The sequence below is a fragment of the Streptomyces sp. NPDC049887 genome (genome assembly GCF_040656535.1).
In the GTDB taxonomy this organism is placed as follows: Bacteria; Actinomycetota; Actinomycetes; order Streptomycetales; family Streptomycetaceae; genus Streptomyces.
In genome coordinates, this window is sequence record NZ_JBFAMM010000009.1 from 21,301 (window position 1) to 34,801 (window position 13,501).

Below are 13,501 nucleotides of genomic sequence, written 5' to 3' on the forward strand. Positions count from 1 at the left end.
GGAACTGCCGACCCCGCGACCATTGGCCCATGCACCTGACAGGGGCATGATGATGCAACCCGGGTCGAGGTACCCGGGTTCCGGCACAGCGGATGGACGAACGGGAGTGGTGCCGTCGTGGTACGTCCACTGCGCAACGCCGCGCTGACGGGCGCGGTCGCGCTGCTGTTGCTGGCGCCCCTGGCAGGCTGCCGCCTCGTCGCACCCTCCCGGCCCGGGCCGGAACGCCCGGCCGAACCCCGCCCGGCCACGCCGCGGGCCCTCGCGGGCAAGGCGGCGCCCCCGGCCCTCCCGGTCCCGCACGGCGACGGGAGCCGCGTACCGGAGGACTTCAACGGGGACGGCCACCGCGACCTCGTCCTCGACGACCTGGTCAAGGCGCCCGGCGCGGGCCGCGACGACGACGCGGGCATCGGCATCGTCTACGGCACCGGCGGCGGTACCGCAGCCACCTCCACCGCGAAGGGGCCCGTCTCCCCGGCCGTGCGCCAACTGCTGTCGCCGCGCGCAAACGGCGCCCCCGTCGCCGGCACCCTGCCCGCCGCCTTCGACGCCGCCGCCGCGTGCGACCTGGACGGGGACGGCTTCAGCGACCTGGTCGTCGCCACGGACCCCCCGTACGACGGCACCGGACGCCCGCCCGTACCCCTGCAGCTGCTCTTCGGCGGCCCGTCCGGGCTCACCGGCAGGGCGGTCGTCCTGCGGATCCCCGAGCGGGCCCGGTACGGGAACGAATGGCCCGACCACCCCGTCTGCGGCGACTTCGACGGCGACGGCGCCCAGGACCTCGCAGTGACCGCGAGCGAGGGCCGGGTGAGCTTCCTGCGCGGCCCCTTCGGGCGCACCGGTGCGCCGAGTGCAGCCGCGGCCGCAGCCCCGGGCGCGGGTCCCGTGCTCGCCGCCCCCACACCGCGGCCGGACACGAACGGCGACGGCTACGACGACCTCGTCCACGCCACCGGCCCCCTGGCCCCCGGCGCGAAGGCGGAAGGCACGCTCCTGCTCGGCGGCCCCGGCGGCCCCGGCCGGCCCGGCGGTCCGTACACGTTCAAGGCCGTGCCGCTGCCGCCCGCGCCCGCGCTCCCGGCCGGCGAGACCTCTCCCGTCACCGAGCTGCTCCGCCGCGCGGACTTCGACGGGGACGGACACGCGGAGCTCGTCACCCGTACGCACCGGGGAGAGAGCTCGGACGTGATCGCCGTCCACCCGGGCGCGGGGGACCGGGACCGGCCCCTGGTCACGTTCAGCACCTCGGTGTTCCTGGATTGAGGGGCGGCGAAGGAGGCGCGGCCGAGCCGGAACACGGCCGGCGCGGACCCGGAGCCGGAGGCCCGGGCAGTCGCGGCGCCCGAAGGCCGCACACGGCCCGGGACGGAGGTCACCGACGCTCGGGAGCCGGAGCACCGCCCTCCGGGAGAGTGACGTGGGCGGTCGCGGGGGGCCGCCGGGTCCCTGGCCTCCCCCGTGCGGACCTTCGCAAGCACCCGGGATCCCCCTAGGGGATGTCACAGCTCGGCCGCAAAGGTCCCCCGGATACCCGGCCCCGGACACCGGACACAGCCGGACCGGGTACGTTCGAATGCGTGGCTGGATTCAGGATCGGACGCGGCCGGGACAACAACCGCACCCCGCAACAACAACCGCAGCAGGCGCCCCCGTCGCCCTACGGACAGCAGTACGGCCCCGGAGGAGGCCAGGCGGCGCCCTCGTACCCCCCGCAGCAGCAGTGGCCCCGCAGAGGCGGCGGACACGGAGGGCAGGGCGGACAGGGCTACTCGCACGGGCACGGGCAGCCGTACGGCGAGCCCGAGTACTTCGGCGACCCCTACCAGCAGCAGCACCAGCAGCAGGGCGGTCACCGGGGCGGCGGACACGGCGCCGACCCGTACGCCGACAACCCCGGCCACACCCGGGCCTTCAGCGTCGGCGAGGACCCGTACGGCGACGGCTCGACGTACCACGCAGGCGCCGCACCCGTCCCCTCCGGCCCGCGCCTGCACTGGAAGGAACTGCTGAGCGGGATCGTGCTGCGCCCCGGCCCGACCTTCCTGCAGATGCGGGACTACCCGGTCTGGGGCCCGGCGCTGAGCGTCACGTTCCTCTACGGCCTGCTCGCGATCTTCGGATTCGACCAGACGCGCGACGAGGCGATCAACGCGCCGTTCGCGAGCGCCCTGACGTCCGTGATCATCACGGGTGTGGGCTTCGTGCTCGGCGGTCTGATCCTCGGCGCGGTCACCCACACCCTGGCCCGCCAACTCGGCGGCGACGGAGCGTGGCAGCCGACGGTGGGCCTCTCGATGCTGATCATGTCCCTCACGGACGCCCCGAGGCTTCTCGTCGCCCTCTTCCTCGGCGGCGAGAACTCGCTGGTGCAGGTGGTGGGCTGGGCGACCTGGCTGGCGGCTGCCGCGCTGTTCACCTCGATGGTGAGCAAGTCGCACGACCTGCCGTGGCCGAAGGCGCTGGGAGCCTCGGCACTCCAGCTGATCGCGCTGCTCGCGATCATCAAGCTCGGCACGATCTGACCGACCACCGGGACACGGACGGACCACGACCGAGGCCCCTGCCGTACGCGGCAGGGGCCTCGGTGTGCCAAAGGGACCTCGTCGGCGCACTCGGGATGCGCTCGGGGGCGGGTGCGCGAAGGCGGTCAGGCGTCCAGGACCTGGCCGCTGCGCCGCACGAGCGGCTTCTCGACGCTCCACGGGAAGTTGATCCAGTCATCCGTGCGCTTCCAGACGTACTCGCACTTCACCAACGACTGCGGCTTCTCGTAGATGACTGCCGACCGCACCTCGGCCACATGGTCCACGCAGAAGTCGTGGACGAGTTTCAGCGTCTTGCCGGTGTCCGCGACGTCGTCGGCGATCAGGACCCTCTTGTCGGAGAAGTCGATCGCGTTCGGGACGGGCGCGAGCATGACCGGCATCTCGAGCGTCGTGCCGACGCCGGTGTAGAACTCCACGTTGACCAGGTGGATGTTCTTGCAGTCCAACGCGTACGCCAGCCCGCCGGCGACGAAGACCCCGCCGCGCGCGATCGACAGGACGAGGTCCGGCTCGAAGCCGTCGTCCGCGATCGTCTGCGCGAGTTCACGGACCGCGACCCCGAACTTCTCGTACGTCAGGTTCTCGCGTGCCTCACTCATTGCGTACCGGCCCTCACACCTGCGTCCGATGGAAGTTCATGAACGACCGCGAGGCCGTCGGCCCCCGCTGCCCCTGGTAGCGGGACCCGTACTTCTCGGAACCGTACGAGTGCTCCGCCGGCGTGCTCAGCCGGAACATGCACAGCTGCCCGATCTTCATGCCCGGCCAGAGCTTGATCGGCAGGGTGGCCAGGTTGGACAGTTCCAGCGTGACGTGCCCGGAGAACCCGGGGTCGATGAAGCCGGCCGTGGAATGCGTGACCAGACCGAGCCGGCCGAGCGAGCTCTTGCCCTCCAGCCGGGAGGCGATGTCGTCGGGCAGGGTGATGACCTCGTACGTCGACGCCAGCACGAACTCGCCGGGGTGCAGGATGAACGCCTCGTCGCCCTCCGGCTCCACCAGCCGTGTCAGGTCCGCCTGCTCGACGGCGGGGTCGATGTGCGGGTAGCGGTGGTTCTCGAACACCCGGAAGTAGCGGTCGAGCCGCACGTCGATGCTCGAGGGCTGCACCATCGAATCGTCGAACGGGTCGATGCGCACCCGTCCCGCGTCGATCTCGGCCCGAATGTCCTTGTCTGAGAGAAGCACGCCCCGAGGATACGCAGAGCGCGCGGGCCCGCCCCAATCGGGCGGAGCCCGCGCGCCTCACTCCCTCTCGCGTCGGCCGAGTCGGCGTCCCGCCCAGCCGGGCCATCCCGGCCTGCCACCGCTGCAGCACCCCCGGCGTTCCGCCGATGCGCGGGCTGAGCCGCCTCGCGCGAGGCAGGCCGCACGGGCCCGCCTCGCGCCCGTCAGCGGCTCTGCAGCACGACGGGGACGGCCTGCCGCAACCGTGCGCATCGGGGACAGCGGATGAGCCGCCCGGGCCCGATCCGGCCGGCACCGAGCTGCTGCATCGGGAACGACGAAGTGGTGAAGACGTGCCCTTCGGCACAGCGGACTACGGTGCGCGAGAGTGAACCGCCTTGATCCATCGAGTGCTTCGAGTCCATCGGCTGCATCAAGTCCCTTCCCCGACAAGCTGGATGAGACAGCCACATTAGGGGATCAACAGGACAGCAGCCCACGCGGCACTCCGCCGCCAAAGGTACGCCCCAACGCCTCCACGTCGCAGCCACATCGGGCACCGCACGGAGGGCCGCGGACCTCACTGGCGGACACTTCGACCGGCGACCGGCGGTCCACGTTCGTCGGCGGCCGTGGGGGGCGCGGGGGCGCGGGGAGGGCACCGACGGACAACCGGTGGGCGCGACCGGCGGCCCAACGGCCGGAAATACACGGAAAGCCCCTCGGCGCAATACACCGGGGCCCTCGATGGGGTACAGTGTGCAACGCTGCGGCGTTGATCAACCAAGCCGCTTCGCGGGTGTAGTTTAATGGTAGAACATGAGCTTCCCAAGCTCAGAGCGCGGGTTCGATTCCCGTCACCCGCTCCACGACGAAGGCCCAGGTCCTAGACCCGGGCCTTGTCTGTTGTCTGGACCTGTCTAAGCGTCCCGTGCCACATCCGTGCCAGATGGCGTGGAATCCACGGCGCCACGGCGCTGCCGAACGAGCCGGTCGAGGCCGGCCGCGACCTCCCGCTGACGCTCGGCATCCGAGTGCTGATAGATCAGCGCGGCCCGCTCGGTCGACTGGCCGGCCCGCACCATCGTGTCCTTGAGCGTCGCACCGGAGCGCGTCGTCAGCGTGTGCCCGGTGTGCCGAAGGTCGTAGAAGCGGAAGCCGTCGGGGAGACCCACCTTCGTACGAGCGGTACGCCACTTCCGCCCGAACGTGGACCGCCGGAACGGCTTGCCCTTCTCCCCCACGAACAGAAGCCCGTCCGGTCCCTTCTCGGCGTACCAGTCGAGATGCCGTCGAAGATCGGTACGCAGAAAGGCCGGCAGGACGACGAGCCGCCTTCCCGCATCCGACTTGGTCGGCCCCTCGGCCCGCTTCCCGGTGGTCAACTCCGGCGCGGCCTGCCGAACACGGATCGTCAGGCCGTCCAGGTCCACGTCCTTGCGGCGTAGCTCGGCCTGCTCCTCCGGGCGGAGCGGACCATACGCGCCGAGGTAGACCATCAGCCGCCAGCGAGGACCGAGGGCGTCGGCGAGCGCGTCCACCTGGTCGACGGTGGCGACGGGCCGTTCGGCCGCGGTCTCCTTTCCCGCACCCCGGATACGGCACGGGTTGCGCCGGATCAGCTCGTCCTCCACGGCCGTCTCCAGGATGGCCTTCAGCAGGCGATAGCTCTTGGCGACGGTGGTCGCCGCCCCGGTCGAGTCGAGCCGTTCCGAGCGCCAGGAGCGCACACGCGGAGCCGTGATCTCGTCGAGGTCCAGGCCCTCGAAGGCGGGCAGGACGTGCAGCCGGAGGAGCCGCCGGTACAGCTCGTCGGTGGTCGGGGACAGCCGCCGTTCCTTGACCCACAGGAGCGCGTACTCCGCGAAGTCGACCGCTCCGGCGTCCGGGTCCTGCCAGTCACCTCGGCGGATCTCGGTCCGCTTCTCGGCGAGCCAGTCGTCAGCATCGCGCACGGTCGCGAAGGTGTCGGGCGCCGGCCGCATGACACCGTCCGGGCCCGGATACCGAGCCTGATACCGCCCCGAAGGCAGCTTCCGCACCGCCCCGAATGCCCGCCGCTTGCCCTTCCTGTTGGCCATCAGGCAGCCCTCCCGTACCGAACGCGCCGCCGGCGGATGGGCTGGACGGTATTGCCGTCGATGTAGGCGTTCAGCGCGCTCTCCGCGATCCGCACGTGACGCCCGATCTTGACGAAGGCGATCCGGCGTTCGGCGATGAGCCGCCGCGGGAAGCGGACGGTGGTGCCGAGGCGTTCGGCGGCTTGCTCGACGGTCAGCAGGAGGTCACTCACGACCGGTCTCCTTCCAAGGCGAGTGCTTCACGAGCGGTTTGGCGGTTGAGCTGGATGTCTCTGGCGATGGAGGCGGCGAGTACGGATTCGCCCGGGGTGTGGCCCTGTCCGGCGAATCGCCAGTCGGCGAGGACGAGGACGGTGGGGTCCTGGTCCGGGTCGGGCAGGCCGAGTTCGTCGCGTTGCTGGGCGGCGCGGTAGTCGGCGCGGATCTGGCGGAGGGCGCCGAGGGTGGTCGAGTAGCGGCGGGACTTGCTGGAGAAGTGGCCGCGGAAGCCGAGCATGTGGGCCCAGGCCCTCAGCCGCCGGTCGGGGTACGCGGCGTCGAGGTCGAAGCACGCTTCGATGAGGCGGCGCGGGTGGTCGGGGACCTCGAGGAGGACCAGGACCTCACGATTGCCGATGCGGCGGTCCACGGTGCCGGTCGTCTCGGCGGCCTTGGTGGCGTACTTGGCGACGTAGGAGGCGACGGCCTGTTCGGTGATGGCGGTGCCGGCCTCGAAGGCGCGGATGGGCCGGATGTCGAGCTGGGTGCCCCAGCGCAGTGTGCGGGCGGGGTGGCCGTCGGCGGCCGGGACGGTGATGGTCGTGTAGGAGTGCGCGGCGGCGGCGTGGATGGCGTCGGTGAGCAGCTGCACGGTGGCCCAGGACGGCGGCGGGGAGTCGGGGCCGTCCGGTCCGTCGAGGCGTACGACGGCGTGGAAGTGGACGGCGCCGCGCTTCTGGAACTCGGCGACCTTGCCGTAGGAGACCCGGGCGCATTCCTTGAGTTCGCGCTGCGTGATGCCGGCGCGGGCGGCGATCTCGCGGCGCAGCCGGTTGGTGAAGCGCTGCCAGAGCTCCCCGGCGTGGTTGTTGAAGAGGACCGCCGCGGCGTAGTCGTAGGTGGCCGGGTCGAGTGGCGTGCCGAGTGCGTCGTCGTCCGCCGGGTGCTGGAGGCCGCAGCGGCAGCGGCCGGAGTCGGGGCGGTTGTGGACGCGGCCGAACGACGGTGCGGTGAGCGTGGCAAAGACCCGGGGATGGTCGCGGACGGTGGTGGGGACGTCCTTGTCCTGGTCGCCCGTGAGCCCGGCGCGGATCAGGTGGTAGGTGTCGGCGGCGTACATCCAGGCGCAGGCCGGGCAGCGGGACGCGCGGCGGTTGCCGCAGGCGACGCGAAGCCGACCGTCAGGCTCGGTGTCGGTGGAGTAGCGGTGCAGGGTGTCGCCGGTGGTCTTGTCCTTGGTGAGGGTCCAGCCGGACAGGTGGATGGGGTTGGCGCAGCCGCCGGTGCGGCGGATCTGGTCGCGCCAGCGGTCGAAGCCGGTGGACCCGGCCACCCGCAGCAGGTCGCCGAGGGTGGCCAGGTCCAGGCCCGCGATGGTCGCGGTGTGGGTCACAGCTATCGCCTGCCCCAACGTCGCTTCTGCGGCGTGCTCGCGTCACTGCTGGTCGGGCCGGACACGGCGCCGGTGGAGCGTGTCGGACGCCCCCTGTCGGCGTCATGGACGCTGTGGGCCTTCTCGGTCTTCTTCATTCGGTCGTACTCGCCGTCGATGCCGTCGTAGTGGAGACGGTCGACGCCGAGGCTCCAGCGGCGGGGCATCAGGCGGTCACCTCCTGCTCGCGCACGAGACGGGCGGTGCCGGCGCCCTTGCAGGCCGGGCAGTCGACGCGGAGGGTGTTGCGGTTGCCGTGGCCATCGCGGGTGCCGGTGTCGATAGCGACAGCGGCGAAGCCGTCGCAGTCCCGGCAGACGCGTGTCCGGGCAGGGTTGGGCTGGGACATGATGGTGGTCCTTTCGATTGCGGTTGGAAGGGGCCGGACCGTCCGGGCGGCGGCGATGCTTGGCGGCTTGTGCGCCGCCCGGAGGCCGGTCAGTGCGTGGCTGTGGTTCAGCGCGCGAGGGTGCGGGTCCCGCGGCGGCCGGCCTTGCCCTTGATCTCGTACATGGCGGCGTCGGCGGCGGAGAGCGCGTCGGAGAGGCTTCGCAGGGGCAGGTCCGCGACGCGGGATGCCCCGGTGGACACGTAGAGCGGGATGCGTACTCCGGCGTGGGCGAGCGGTTCGTGGAGGAGGTCGACGAGACGGTCGATGTCCTCGGTGCCGGCGGAACGGACGACGGCGACGAACTCGTCTCCGCCGAAGCGACCCGCGATCCCGTGTCGGCCGCACCAGGCGGTGAGGCGAGCGGCGATGGCGGTCAGTGCCGCGTCTCCGGCGGCGTGGCCGTGGGTGTCGTTGAGGTGCTTGAAGTCGTCGACGTCCAGGAGCAGGACGACGGCGTTGCGGTGGCGGCGGAGGATGCGTTCGGCCCGGACGGTCCATCCGGCGCGGGTGCGCAGGCCGGTGAGCGGGTCGCGGCGGGCGGTGGCAAGTCGGTGGGTGAGGTAGCCGGAGTGTGCGGCCCAGCCGACCAGCGGCAGGGATAAGGCGAGCGCTTGGGTGTCCACGGTTGTCCCTTCGTTGCGGTTGGAAGAGGTGCGTGGGCCGTCCGGGCGGTGGCGATGCTTGGCGGCTTGTGGCACCGCCCGGAGGCCGGTCAGCAGCGGAATTCCTGGCGGAGCATGCGGACCAGGACCAGGAGGACGACGCCGCTGATGGAGAGCGCGAGGCCGGTGATGGCCACGGCCAGGAGCATGGAGACGAGGACCGCGCCGACGGCGACGACGCCGGTGACCGTGGCGGCCGGGTTGGCGCGGGCCTGGTCGACGAGGCCGGGTCGGTTCGAGGCCGCCGGTGCGGCGGGACGTTCGGCCGGGACGGGCGCGGGGGCGATGCGGTTGGTGAGCGCGTCGTAGGTGTCGGAGGGCGGGTATTTGGGCTTGAACACGGGCCGGGTCCTTTCCGGGTGGTTACTTGGCGAGCGGGTCGATGACCGGGGCGAGGAGGCTGTCGGCGAGGAGGTAGCCGCCGAGGAGGAGCACGGCGACGAGCCACCAGGGCGGGCGGACGAGCTTGATGCCGAGGGCGCCGACGACGATCAGCGCGAGCCAGAGCGGTACGTCCATGACGTGATCTCCTGTGTGGTCAGCGGGGGTTGCAGCGGTGGGTACGGGCGGCCAGCTCGGCGGCGGCGCGGTTGAGGTAGTCGGCCGACCAGTCGCAGCCGGGTGCGGTGCAGGCGGCGGCGTGAGCCTCGCGGCCCTGCCGGTCGCGGTGGGTTCCGATCTGGACGGGGCCGATGCGGTCGACGTCCCAGAAGCGGTTGCGCGGCATGGGGTTCACCTCCTCTCAGGCGAGTCGGGCGGCGATGGCGTCGGCCATCGGGGCGGGGACGCCTAGCCGGGAGCGCAGGGTGTCGGCGTCGATGTCGCGTCCGGTCGCCGAGCGGTGTGAGTCGGCGAGCTTCCGGGCGTGGGCGATCAGGGCGGGCGGTACCGCGGGGCCGGCGGCCGGGAGCTCCGGAGCCGAAGCGGGCTCGGGCTCGGGAACCTCCGCCCGTACGACCTCGGGTGCCATGTCCTCCTGGGCGACGGGCTCGGGCGCGGGCCGTGTGGCTTCCGGGCTGTGCACGAGGAGCGTGCCGCCGAGGAACGCGAGCGCCGGCCAACCGGCGACGAGGATGCGCAGCCAGTCCGGCACGTCGTTCAGGTCGAGCAGCCCGGCCGTCGCGACGTTCGCCCCGAGGGAGGCCGCGAGGGCGACGGCGAACCAGGTCCAGGCAGCCCCTCGCGACGCGCCCGCGTCCCTCAGCGTCCGGAGCCGACGCCAGGCGGCGACGAGCAGGAGGTCCACGGAGACCGGGTAGGCCCATGCCTTCCAGCCGTGCTGTCCGGCGGCCTCTGCCAGGTCGTGCAGGTGGGAGAAGGACAGGGCCCCGGCGATCACGGCTTGCACGAGGACGGCGTCGAGTCGGAGCGATGGGCGCATGGCGTCAGTCCTTGTCGGCGACCAGGTCGAAGGCCAGGGCGGGGACCGCGGGACGGAAGCCGGCCAGGCCGGGCAGGTCGGGTGTCAGGTCCGCGTGCTCGGTGCATGTGGCCACCGCGTCGGCGAGTTCGGTGAACGGACTGCGGACGAGGGACCAGCCGCCCGAGGAGTCGCCCGCGACGGCCACGCCGCGCTGTTCCGGCGCTATGGCGGTGGCGGCCAGGACGGCGAGCGGGCTGATGTCCCCGAGCGCCATCTTGGCGGTGGTCTCGTCGTTCACCCGGTGCGAGATCCGGCCTGTGAGCTGGGCGCGAAGTGCCGTTGCGCCCTTGCCGAGTTCGGCGCCGAAGCGCTGTCCGCAGACCTCCAGGTAGAGGCCGGCGGCGCGGCCGAGCTGGGCGAGGCGAACGAGCTGGGTGACCATCTGGTCTCGGCGCTTCTCGTCGGCGGAGCAGGCCGTGAGGAACAGCTCCGCCACCTCGTCGACGAAGACGACCACCGGGACTGGCCGCATGTCCTCCGGCAGTCCCCAGATGTCCGAGGTGATGGACTCCACCGGGCCGGGTCCGAGCCGCTGCACGCTCCGGATCAGCTCGTATCGCTCGGTCATCTCCGCCACCAGGGCGTCAAGCAGCTCGGCGGCCTCTTCCGGCGTGCAGGCGAGGGCGGACAACCGCGGGGCGAAGGGGGCGAGTTCGACGCCCCACTTGCAGTCGATACCGACGAGCGCGACGGGCTGCGGCGCGAGGCCGGCCAACAGGCCCCGCAGGTAGACCGACTTCCCCGACAGCGTTGCGCCCATCACCAACTCATGGGGCACCGTGCGGAAGTCCCGTGTGTGGACCGCACCATCGGAGCGCACGGCCACCGGGATGCTCAGCAGCTCCGGACGAGCCGTCTTCGGCATCACGACCTTGCGGAGCACGTCGTACCCGACGACCTTGACCTGAAGCCACCCCGGGGTGAGTGCCGAGACGTGCACCGCGTAGGCCCGCCAGGAGTGGCGCAGCCGCTCGGTGGCCGTCTCGAAGTCGTGGACCTCCTGCCCGGGCTGCATCCGGATCTGTAAGATCAGGCCACTCGCGGTGAACCGGATACGAGCCAGGCGGGGCACCCTGCGGGCGGCCGTGCGGTTCGTCGTCGCGGCGACGGCGAGGCGGAACCGGGACGGGGGCTCGGTGAGCCCGCACGCCTCCATAACGGAGCGGTATGTGACCACGATCCGGACCAGCTTGGCGGGGGCGCCGACCGCGTACCAGTACCAGGCGGGGCGCCGGCGCCGCAGGACGAGCAGTCCGACGGCCACCAGCAGCAGGGCCAGGTAGATCAGGAACTCTCGGGCGCTCATGAGTCAGCCCGCCAGCGCAGTCACGGCAGCGGCGCGGAAGGTGATTCCGTGCTTCTTCTTGCCGTCGAACTCGTTCTCCCACGGCCGTGCCACCAGCCCGGACAGCGCCACCGGCGTGCCCGTGACGAGTTCACCGGAGAGATCTGCCTCAGCCACGGTCACCGTGACCAGGTCGGCGTTGCCGTTCGCGACGAACAGCACGTCCACCGTCATCAGGGAGCCACCGGTCTCGGCGTCCACGGCGATCACGCCGTTCTTCCTGTCCTTCATCTTCGGCTGCGGGGGCTGGGCCACCATCGCGGTCACGCCGCTCATGTCCACGGGGATCACACGCACGTCAAAGACTCCTAGAGCCGTGAGGCACCCCCGATGGGTACCTCTCTAGAGATGTCTCTAGTGAAGCGAAAGAGAGCGCCGGCGTCAACAGATCTCTAGAGATGTGTCGGATGGGGCGACTGGGGAACGCGAGCAGCCCTATGCGCGAGCACGGCCGATGACCCGTAGGGTGTCTAGAGAAGAGGAGGAGTGGAGAAACATGGCCAACCAGGGAAGCGGCCGCCAGCCGAAGTACCAGCGGATCGCGGATGCACTGAAGGCTGCGATCCAGGCCGGCGAATACGCCCCCGGTGACCGGCTACCTGGCGAGAACGACCTCATGGTCGAGTACGAGGTGGCCCGCATGACCGCCCGCCAGGCCTTGAGCGTGCTGCAGAACGAAGGAATCGCCGAGGCTCGCAAGGGTGCCGGCGTCTTCGTCCGCGCGTTCAAGCCGCTGCGCCGACGCGGTATCCAGCGCTTGGCTCAAGAGCAGTGGGGCTCCGGACGATCCATCTGGTCGGCCGACATCGAGGACCGATCCCTAACCGTCGACCAGGTCGACGTCCGCGAGGAAGCTGCGACAGAGCGAGTTGCCGGAGCTCTCGACGTCCCATCGGGCTCACTCGTGTGCGTACGCAGCCGCCGATTCGTACTCGATGGCAAACCCGTCCTGATCGCGACGTCCTACCTTCCGTCAGAGGTCGTCGAGGGGTCCGCCATCACCCAGGAGGACACAGGCCCCGGTGGTACGTACGCCCGCCTCGCTGAACTCGGCTACAAGCCGGTGCACTTCCGCGAGGAGATCCGTTGCCGGATGCCGTCCGCCGGAGAAGCGGAGCGACTGTCGCTGTCCATGGGGACGCCCGTGATCCTCATCGTCCGCACCGCGTTCGCCGAGGAGGGTCGGGCCGTAGAGGTCAATGAGATGACACTCGACTCCGCGTCGTACGTGCTCGAATACGACTTCGATGCCTGATCAGACAAGGTCCGAAGGGCCGGTGAAGCACTCTGTCTCCGTCGCGGGCGCCGTGGTCCGCGACGATGGCCAACTCCTCGCGATCCGGCGGGCCGACACCGGGGCCTGGGAGCTCCCGGGCGGGATCCTGGAGTTGGAGGAGACACCGGAGGCCGGCGCACGCCGTGAAGTCTTCGAGGAGACAGGCATCCACGTCGAGGTCAGGGAACTGACCGGCGTCTACAAGAACATGACACGGGGCATCGTCGCCCTGGTCTTCCGCTGCACGCCTTCCGGGGGCACCGAGCGCACCTCCGACGAGTCGACGGCAGTCGAATGGCTCACGCCGGAGGAAGTCGCCGAGCGGATGCCCGCGGTCTACGCGGTACGCCTGCTCGACGCCCTGGACGGCGAGGGCAGCCCGCATGTCCGCAGCCACGACGGACGCCAACTCCTCACGGCGCAGTGATGATCGAGCCCCAGCACAAGATGAGCCGCGCCGAAGCGATCCCGCTCGTGCAGCGTCTTCTGGACGCCGATACAGCCGACGAGGCTGAGCACTCCGAGATCCTGAACGCCCTGCAGCGCGGACTGGTATGCCCTCACATCAGCGACTACATCTACTGGGACACCGACCCGGAGCCGAGCGCGGCGAACATCGTCGATCGAGCCCTCACATACAGCCCGATCGCTCTCTGAGGCGCGGCGCGGTAAGAGTTTCTCTACTCGATCAAGGCGCATCCGCCGCGCACAGCGCGGCGTCGCGCGGCCCGGCGGCTCGGGCCGCGCTCCTAATGGCGCGGTAAGACGCTGGGTGGTTTTCCGTCCGGGGTCTTTGGGCGGGTCGGCATGTGGTGATCCGTAGCCGCTCCTGAGGCCTGACCTCTCAAGACAGAGCCGGCCTCACATGCCTGCCCGCCCGGTGAAGCAGCGCCGGGGGTGGTGGGGGGGCGGGGAGGTGCAAACGAGATACACCCCGCCCGCCCCCCCCCCCCCCCCCCCCCCCCCCCACACCA

General features: G+C 71.1%; 20 protein-coding genes and 1 tRNA gene. 6 read left to right on the top strand and 15 right to left on the bottom strand.

The genetic code is table 11. The features are described from left to right. Nucleotides 1-117 precede the first annotated feature (117 nt). Both AB0J10_RS13395 and AB0J10_RS13400 read left to right on the top strand, forming a co-directional pair. Nucleotides 118-1,269, top strand: coding sequence for a VCBS repeat-containing protein (locus AB0J10_RS13395; protein ID WP_363061004.1), 1,152 nt, complete (start codon nucleotides 118-120; stop codon nucleotides 1,267-1,269). A gap of 314 nt (nucleotides 1,270-1,583) precedes the next feature. Continuing rightward, nucleotides 1,584-2,528 (top strand): Yip1 family protein, encoded by a 945-nt coding sequence (locus tag AB0J10_RS13400; RefSeq protein ID WP_363061006.1) that lies wholly within the window; start codon nucleotides 1,584-1,586, stop codon nucleotides 2,526-2,528. A 125-nt stretch (nucleotides 2,529-2,653) separates the two neighbouring features. Here AB0J10_RS13400 and AB0J10_RS13405 read toward each other — a convergent pair whose 3' ends face one another. From AB0J10_RS13405 to AB0J10_RS13415, 3 genes are all read right to left on the bottom strand, one after another. Continuing rightward, a complete protein-coding gene (locus AB0J10_RS13405) occupies nucleotides 2,654-3,151 on the bottom strand; it encodes a phosphoribosyltransferase (RefSeq protein ID WP_363061008.1) in 498 nt (165 codons plus the stop codon). A gap of 13 nt (nucleotides 3,152-3,164) precedes the next feature. Then, the gene (gene dcd / locus AB0J10_RS13410; protein WP_093653801.1) at nucleotides 3,165-3,740 is read right to left on the bottom strand and encodes a dCTP deaminase; all 576 of its coding nucleotides are present in this window, start codon (nucleotides 3,738-3,740) and stop codon (nucleotides 3,165-3,167) included. Nucleotides 3,741-3,943: 203 nt separating this feature from the next. Beyond that, entirely contained in the window at nucleotides 3,944-4,126 is a 183-nt protein-coding gene (locus AB0J10_RS13415; RefSeq protein WP_363061370.1) for a hypothetical protein, read from the bottom strand. Nucleotides 4,127-4,514: 388 nt separating this feature from the next. Here AB0J10_RS13415 and AB0J10_RS13420 point away from each other — a divergent pair. Then, a tRNA-Gly gene (locus tag AB0J10_RS13420) sits at nucleotides 4,515-4,588 on the top strand. A 51-nt stretch (nucleotides 4,589-4,639) separates the two neighbouring features. Here the strand turns inward: AB0J10_RS13420 and AB0J10_RS13425 are convergent. The 12 genes from AB0J10_RS13425 to AB0J10_RS13480 all read right to left on the bottom strand — a co-directional run bounded on the left by AB0J10_RS13425 (nucleotide 4,640) and on the right by AB0J10_RS13480 (nucleotide 11,548). Then, nucleotides 4,640-5,800 (bottom strand): tyrosine-type recombinase/integrase, encoded by a 1,161-nt coding sequence (locus AB0J10_RS13425; protein WP_363061010.1) that lies wholly within the window; start codon nucleotides 5,798-5,800, stop codon nucleotides 4,640-4,642. Continuing rightward, entirely contained in the window at nucleotides 5,800-6,012 is a 213-nt protein-coding gene (locus tag AB0J10_RS13430; RefSeq protein WP_027734301.1) for a helix-turn-helix domain-containing protein, read from the bottom strand. Before AB0J10_RS13430 ends, AB0J10_RS13425 begins: the two co-directional genes overlap by 1 nt. Continuing rightward, nucleotides 6,009-7,391, bottom strand: coding sequence for a replication initiator protein RepSA (gene repSA, locus AB0J10_RS13435; RefSeq protein ID WP_363061013.1), 1,383 nt, complete (start codon nucleotides 7,389-7,391; stop codon nucleotides 6,009-6,011). The genes AB0J10_RS13430 and repSA overlap by 4 nt, the downstream gene beginning before the upstream one ends. A 2-nt stretch (nucleotides 7,392-7,393) precedes the next feature. Beyond that, nucleotides 7,394-7,597 (bottom strand): hypothetical protein, encoded by a 204-nt coding sequence (locus tag AB0J10_RS13440; RefSeq protein WP_361242946.1) that lies wholly within the window; start codon nucleotides 7,595-7,597, stop codon nucleotides 7,394-7,396. Continuing rightward, a complete protein-coding gene (locus AB0J10_RS13445) occupies nucleotides 7,597-7,779 on the bottom strand; it encodes a hypothetical protein (protein ID WP_363061015.1) in 183 nt (60 codons plus the stop codon). The genes AB0J10_RS13440 and AB0J10_RS13445 overlap by 1 nt, the downstream gene beginning before the upstream one ends. A gap of 107 nt (nucleotides 7,780-7,886) precedes the next feature. After that, nucleotides 7,887-8,444 carry a GGDEF domain-containing protein gene (locus tag AB0J10_RS13450; RefSeq protein WP_363061017.1) on the bottom strand — a complete coding sequence of 186 codons (558 nt, stop codon included), beginning with the start codon at nucleotides 8,442-8,444 and terminating at the stop codon, nucleotides 7,887-7,889. Between the two features lie 89 nt (nucleotides 8,445-8,533). Continuing rightward, complete coding sequence (locus tag AB0J10_RS13455) at nucleotides 8,534-8,824, bottom strand: SpdD protein (RefSeq protein WP_363061019.1); 291 nt, start codon at nucleotides 8,822-8,824, stop codon at nucleotides 8,534-8,536. Between the two features lie 22 nt (nucleotides 8,825-8,846). Then, a complete protein-coding gene (locus AB0J10_RS13460) occupies nucleotides 8,847-9,002 on the bottom strand; it encodes a hypothetical protein (protein ID WP_134407504.1) in 156 nt (51 codons plus the stop codon). Between the two features lie 19 nt (nucleotides 9,003-9,021). After that, nucleotides 9,022-9,210, bottom strand: a complete 189-nt coding sequence (locus AB0J10_RS13465; RefSeq protein ID WP_134407505.1) for a mobile element transfer protein — start codon at nucleotides 9,208-9,210, stop codon at nucleotides 9,022-9,024. Nucleotides 9,211-9,225: 15 nt separating this feature from the next. Continuing rightward, a complete protein-coding gene (locus AB0J10_RS13470; protein WP_363061022.1) occupies nucleotides 9,226-9,864 on the bottom strand; it encodes a DUF2637 domain-containing protein in 639 nt (212 codons plus the stop codon). A gap of 4 nt (nucleotides 9,865-9,868) precedes the next feature. Continuing rightward, a complete protein-coding gene (locus AB0J10_RS13475) occupies nucleotides 9,869-11,212 on the bottom strand; it encodes an FtsK/SpoIIIE domain-containing protein (protein ID WP_363061024.1) in 1,344 nt (447 codons plus the stop codon). A 3-nt stretch (nucleotides 11,213-11,215) separates the two neighbouring features. After that, entirely contained in the window at nucleotides 11,216-11,548 is a 333-nt protein-coding gene (locus AB0J10_RS13480; RefSeq protein WP_267808219.1) for a hypothetical protein, read from the bottom strand. A gap of 199 nt (nucleotides 11,549-11,747) precedes the next feature. Between AB0J10_RS13480 and AB0J10_RS13485 the strand changes: the two genes are divergently transcribed. Genes AB0J10_RS13485 through AB0J10_RS13495 form a run of 3 tightly spaced genes read left to right on the top strand, consistent with a single transcriptional unit; the run spans nucleotide 11,748 to nucleotide 13,184 of the window. Continuing rightward, nucleotides 11,748-12,506 (top strand): GntR family transcriptional regulator, encoded by a 759-nt coding sequence (locus tag AB0J10_RS13485; RefSeq protein WP_134407509.1) that lies wholly within the window; start codon nucleotides 11,748-11,750, stop codon nucleotides 12,504-12,506. Next, a complete protein-coding gene (locus tag AB0J10_RS13490; protein WP_363061027.1) occupies nucleotides 12,499-12,954 on the top strand; it encodes an NUDIX domain-containing protein in 456 nt (151 codons plus the stop codon). The genes AB0J10_RS13485 and AB0J10_RS13490 overlap by 8 nt, the downstream gene beginning before the upstream one ends. After that, on the top strand, nucleotides 12,954-13,184 hold the full coding sequence (locus tag AB0J10_RS13495) for an e9imm peptide (RefSeq protein ID WP_363061029.1): 231 nt from the start codon (nucleotides 12,954-12,956) through the stop codon (nucleotides 13,182-13,184). Before AB0J10_RS13490 ends, AB0J10_RS13495 begins: the two co-directional genes overlap by 1 nt. Nucleotides 13,185-13,501 lie beyond the last annotated feature (317 nt).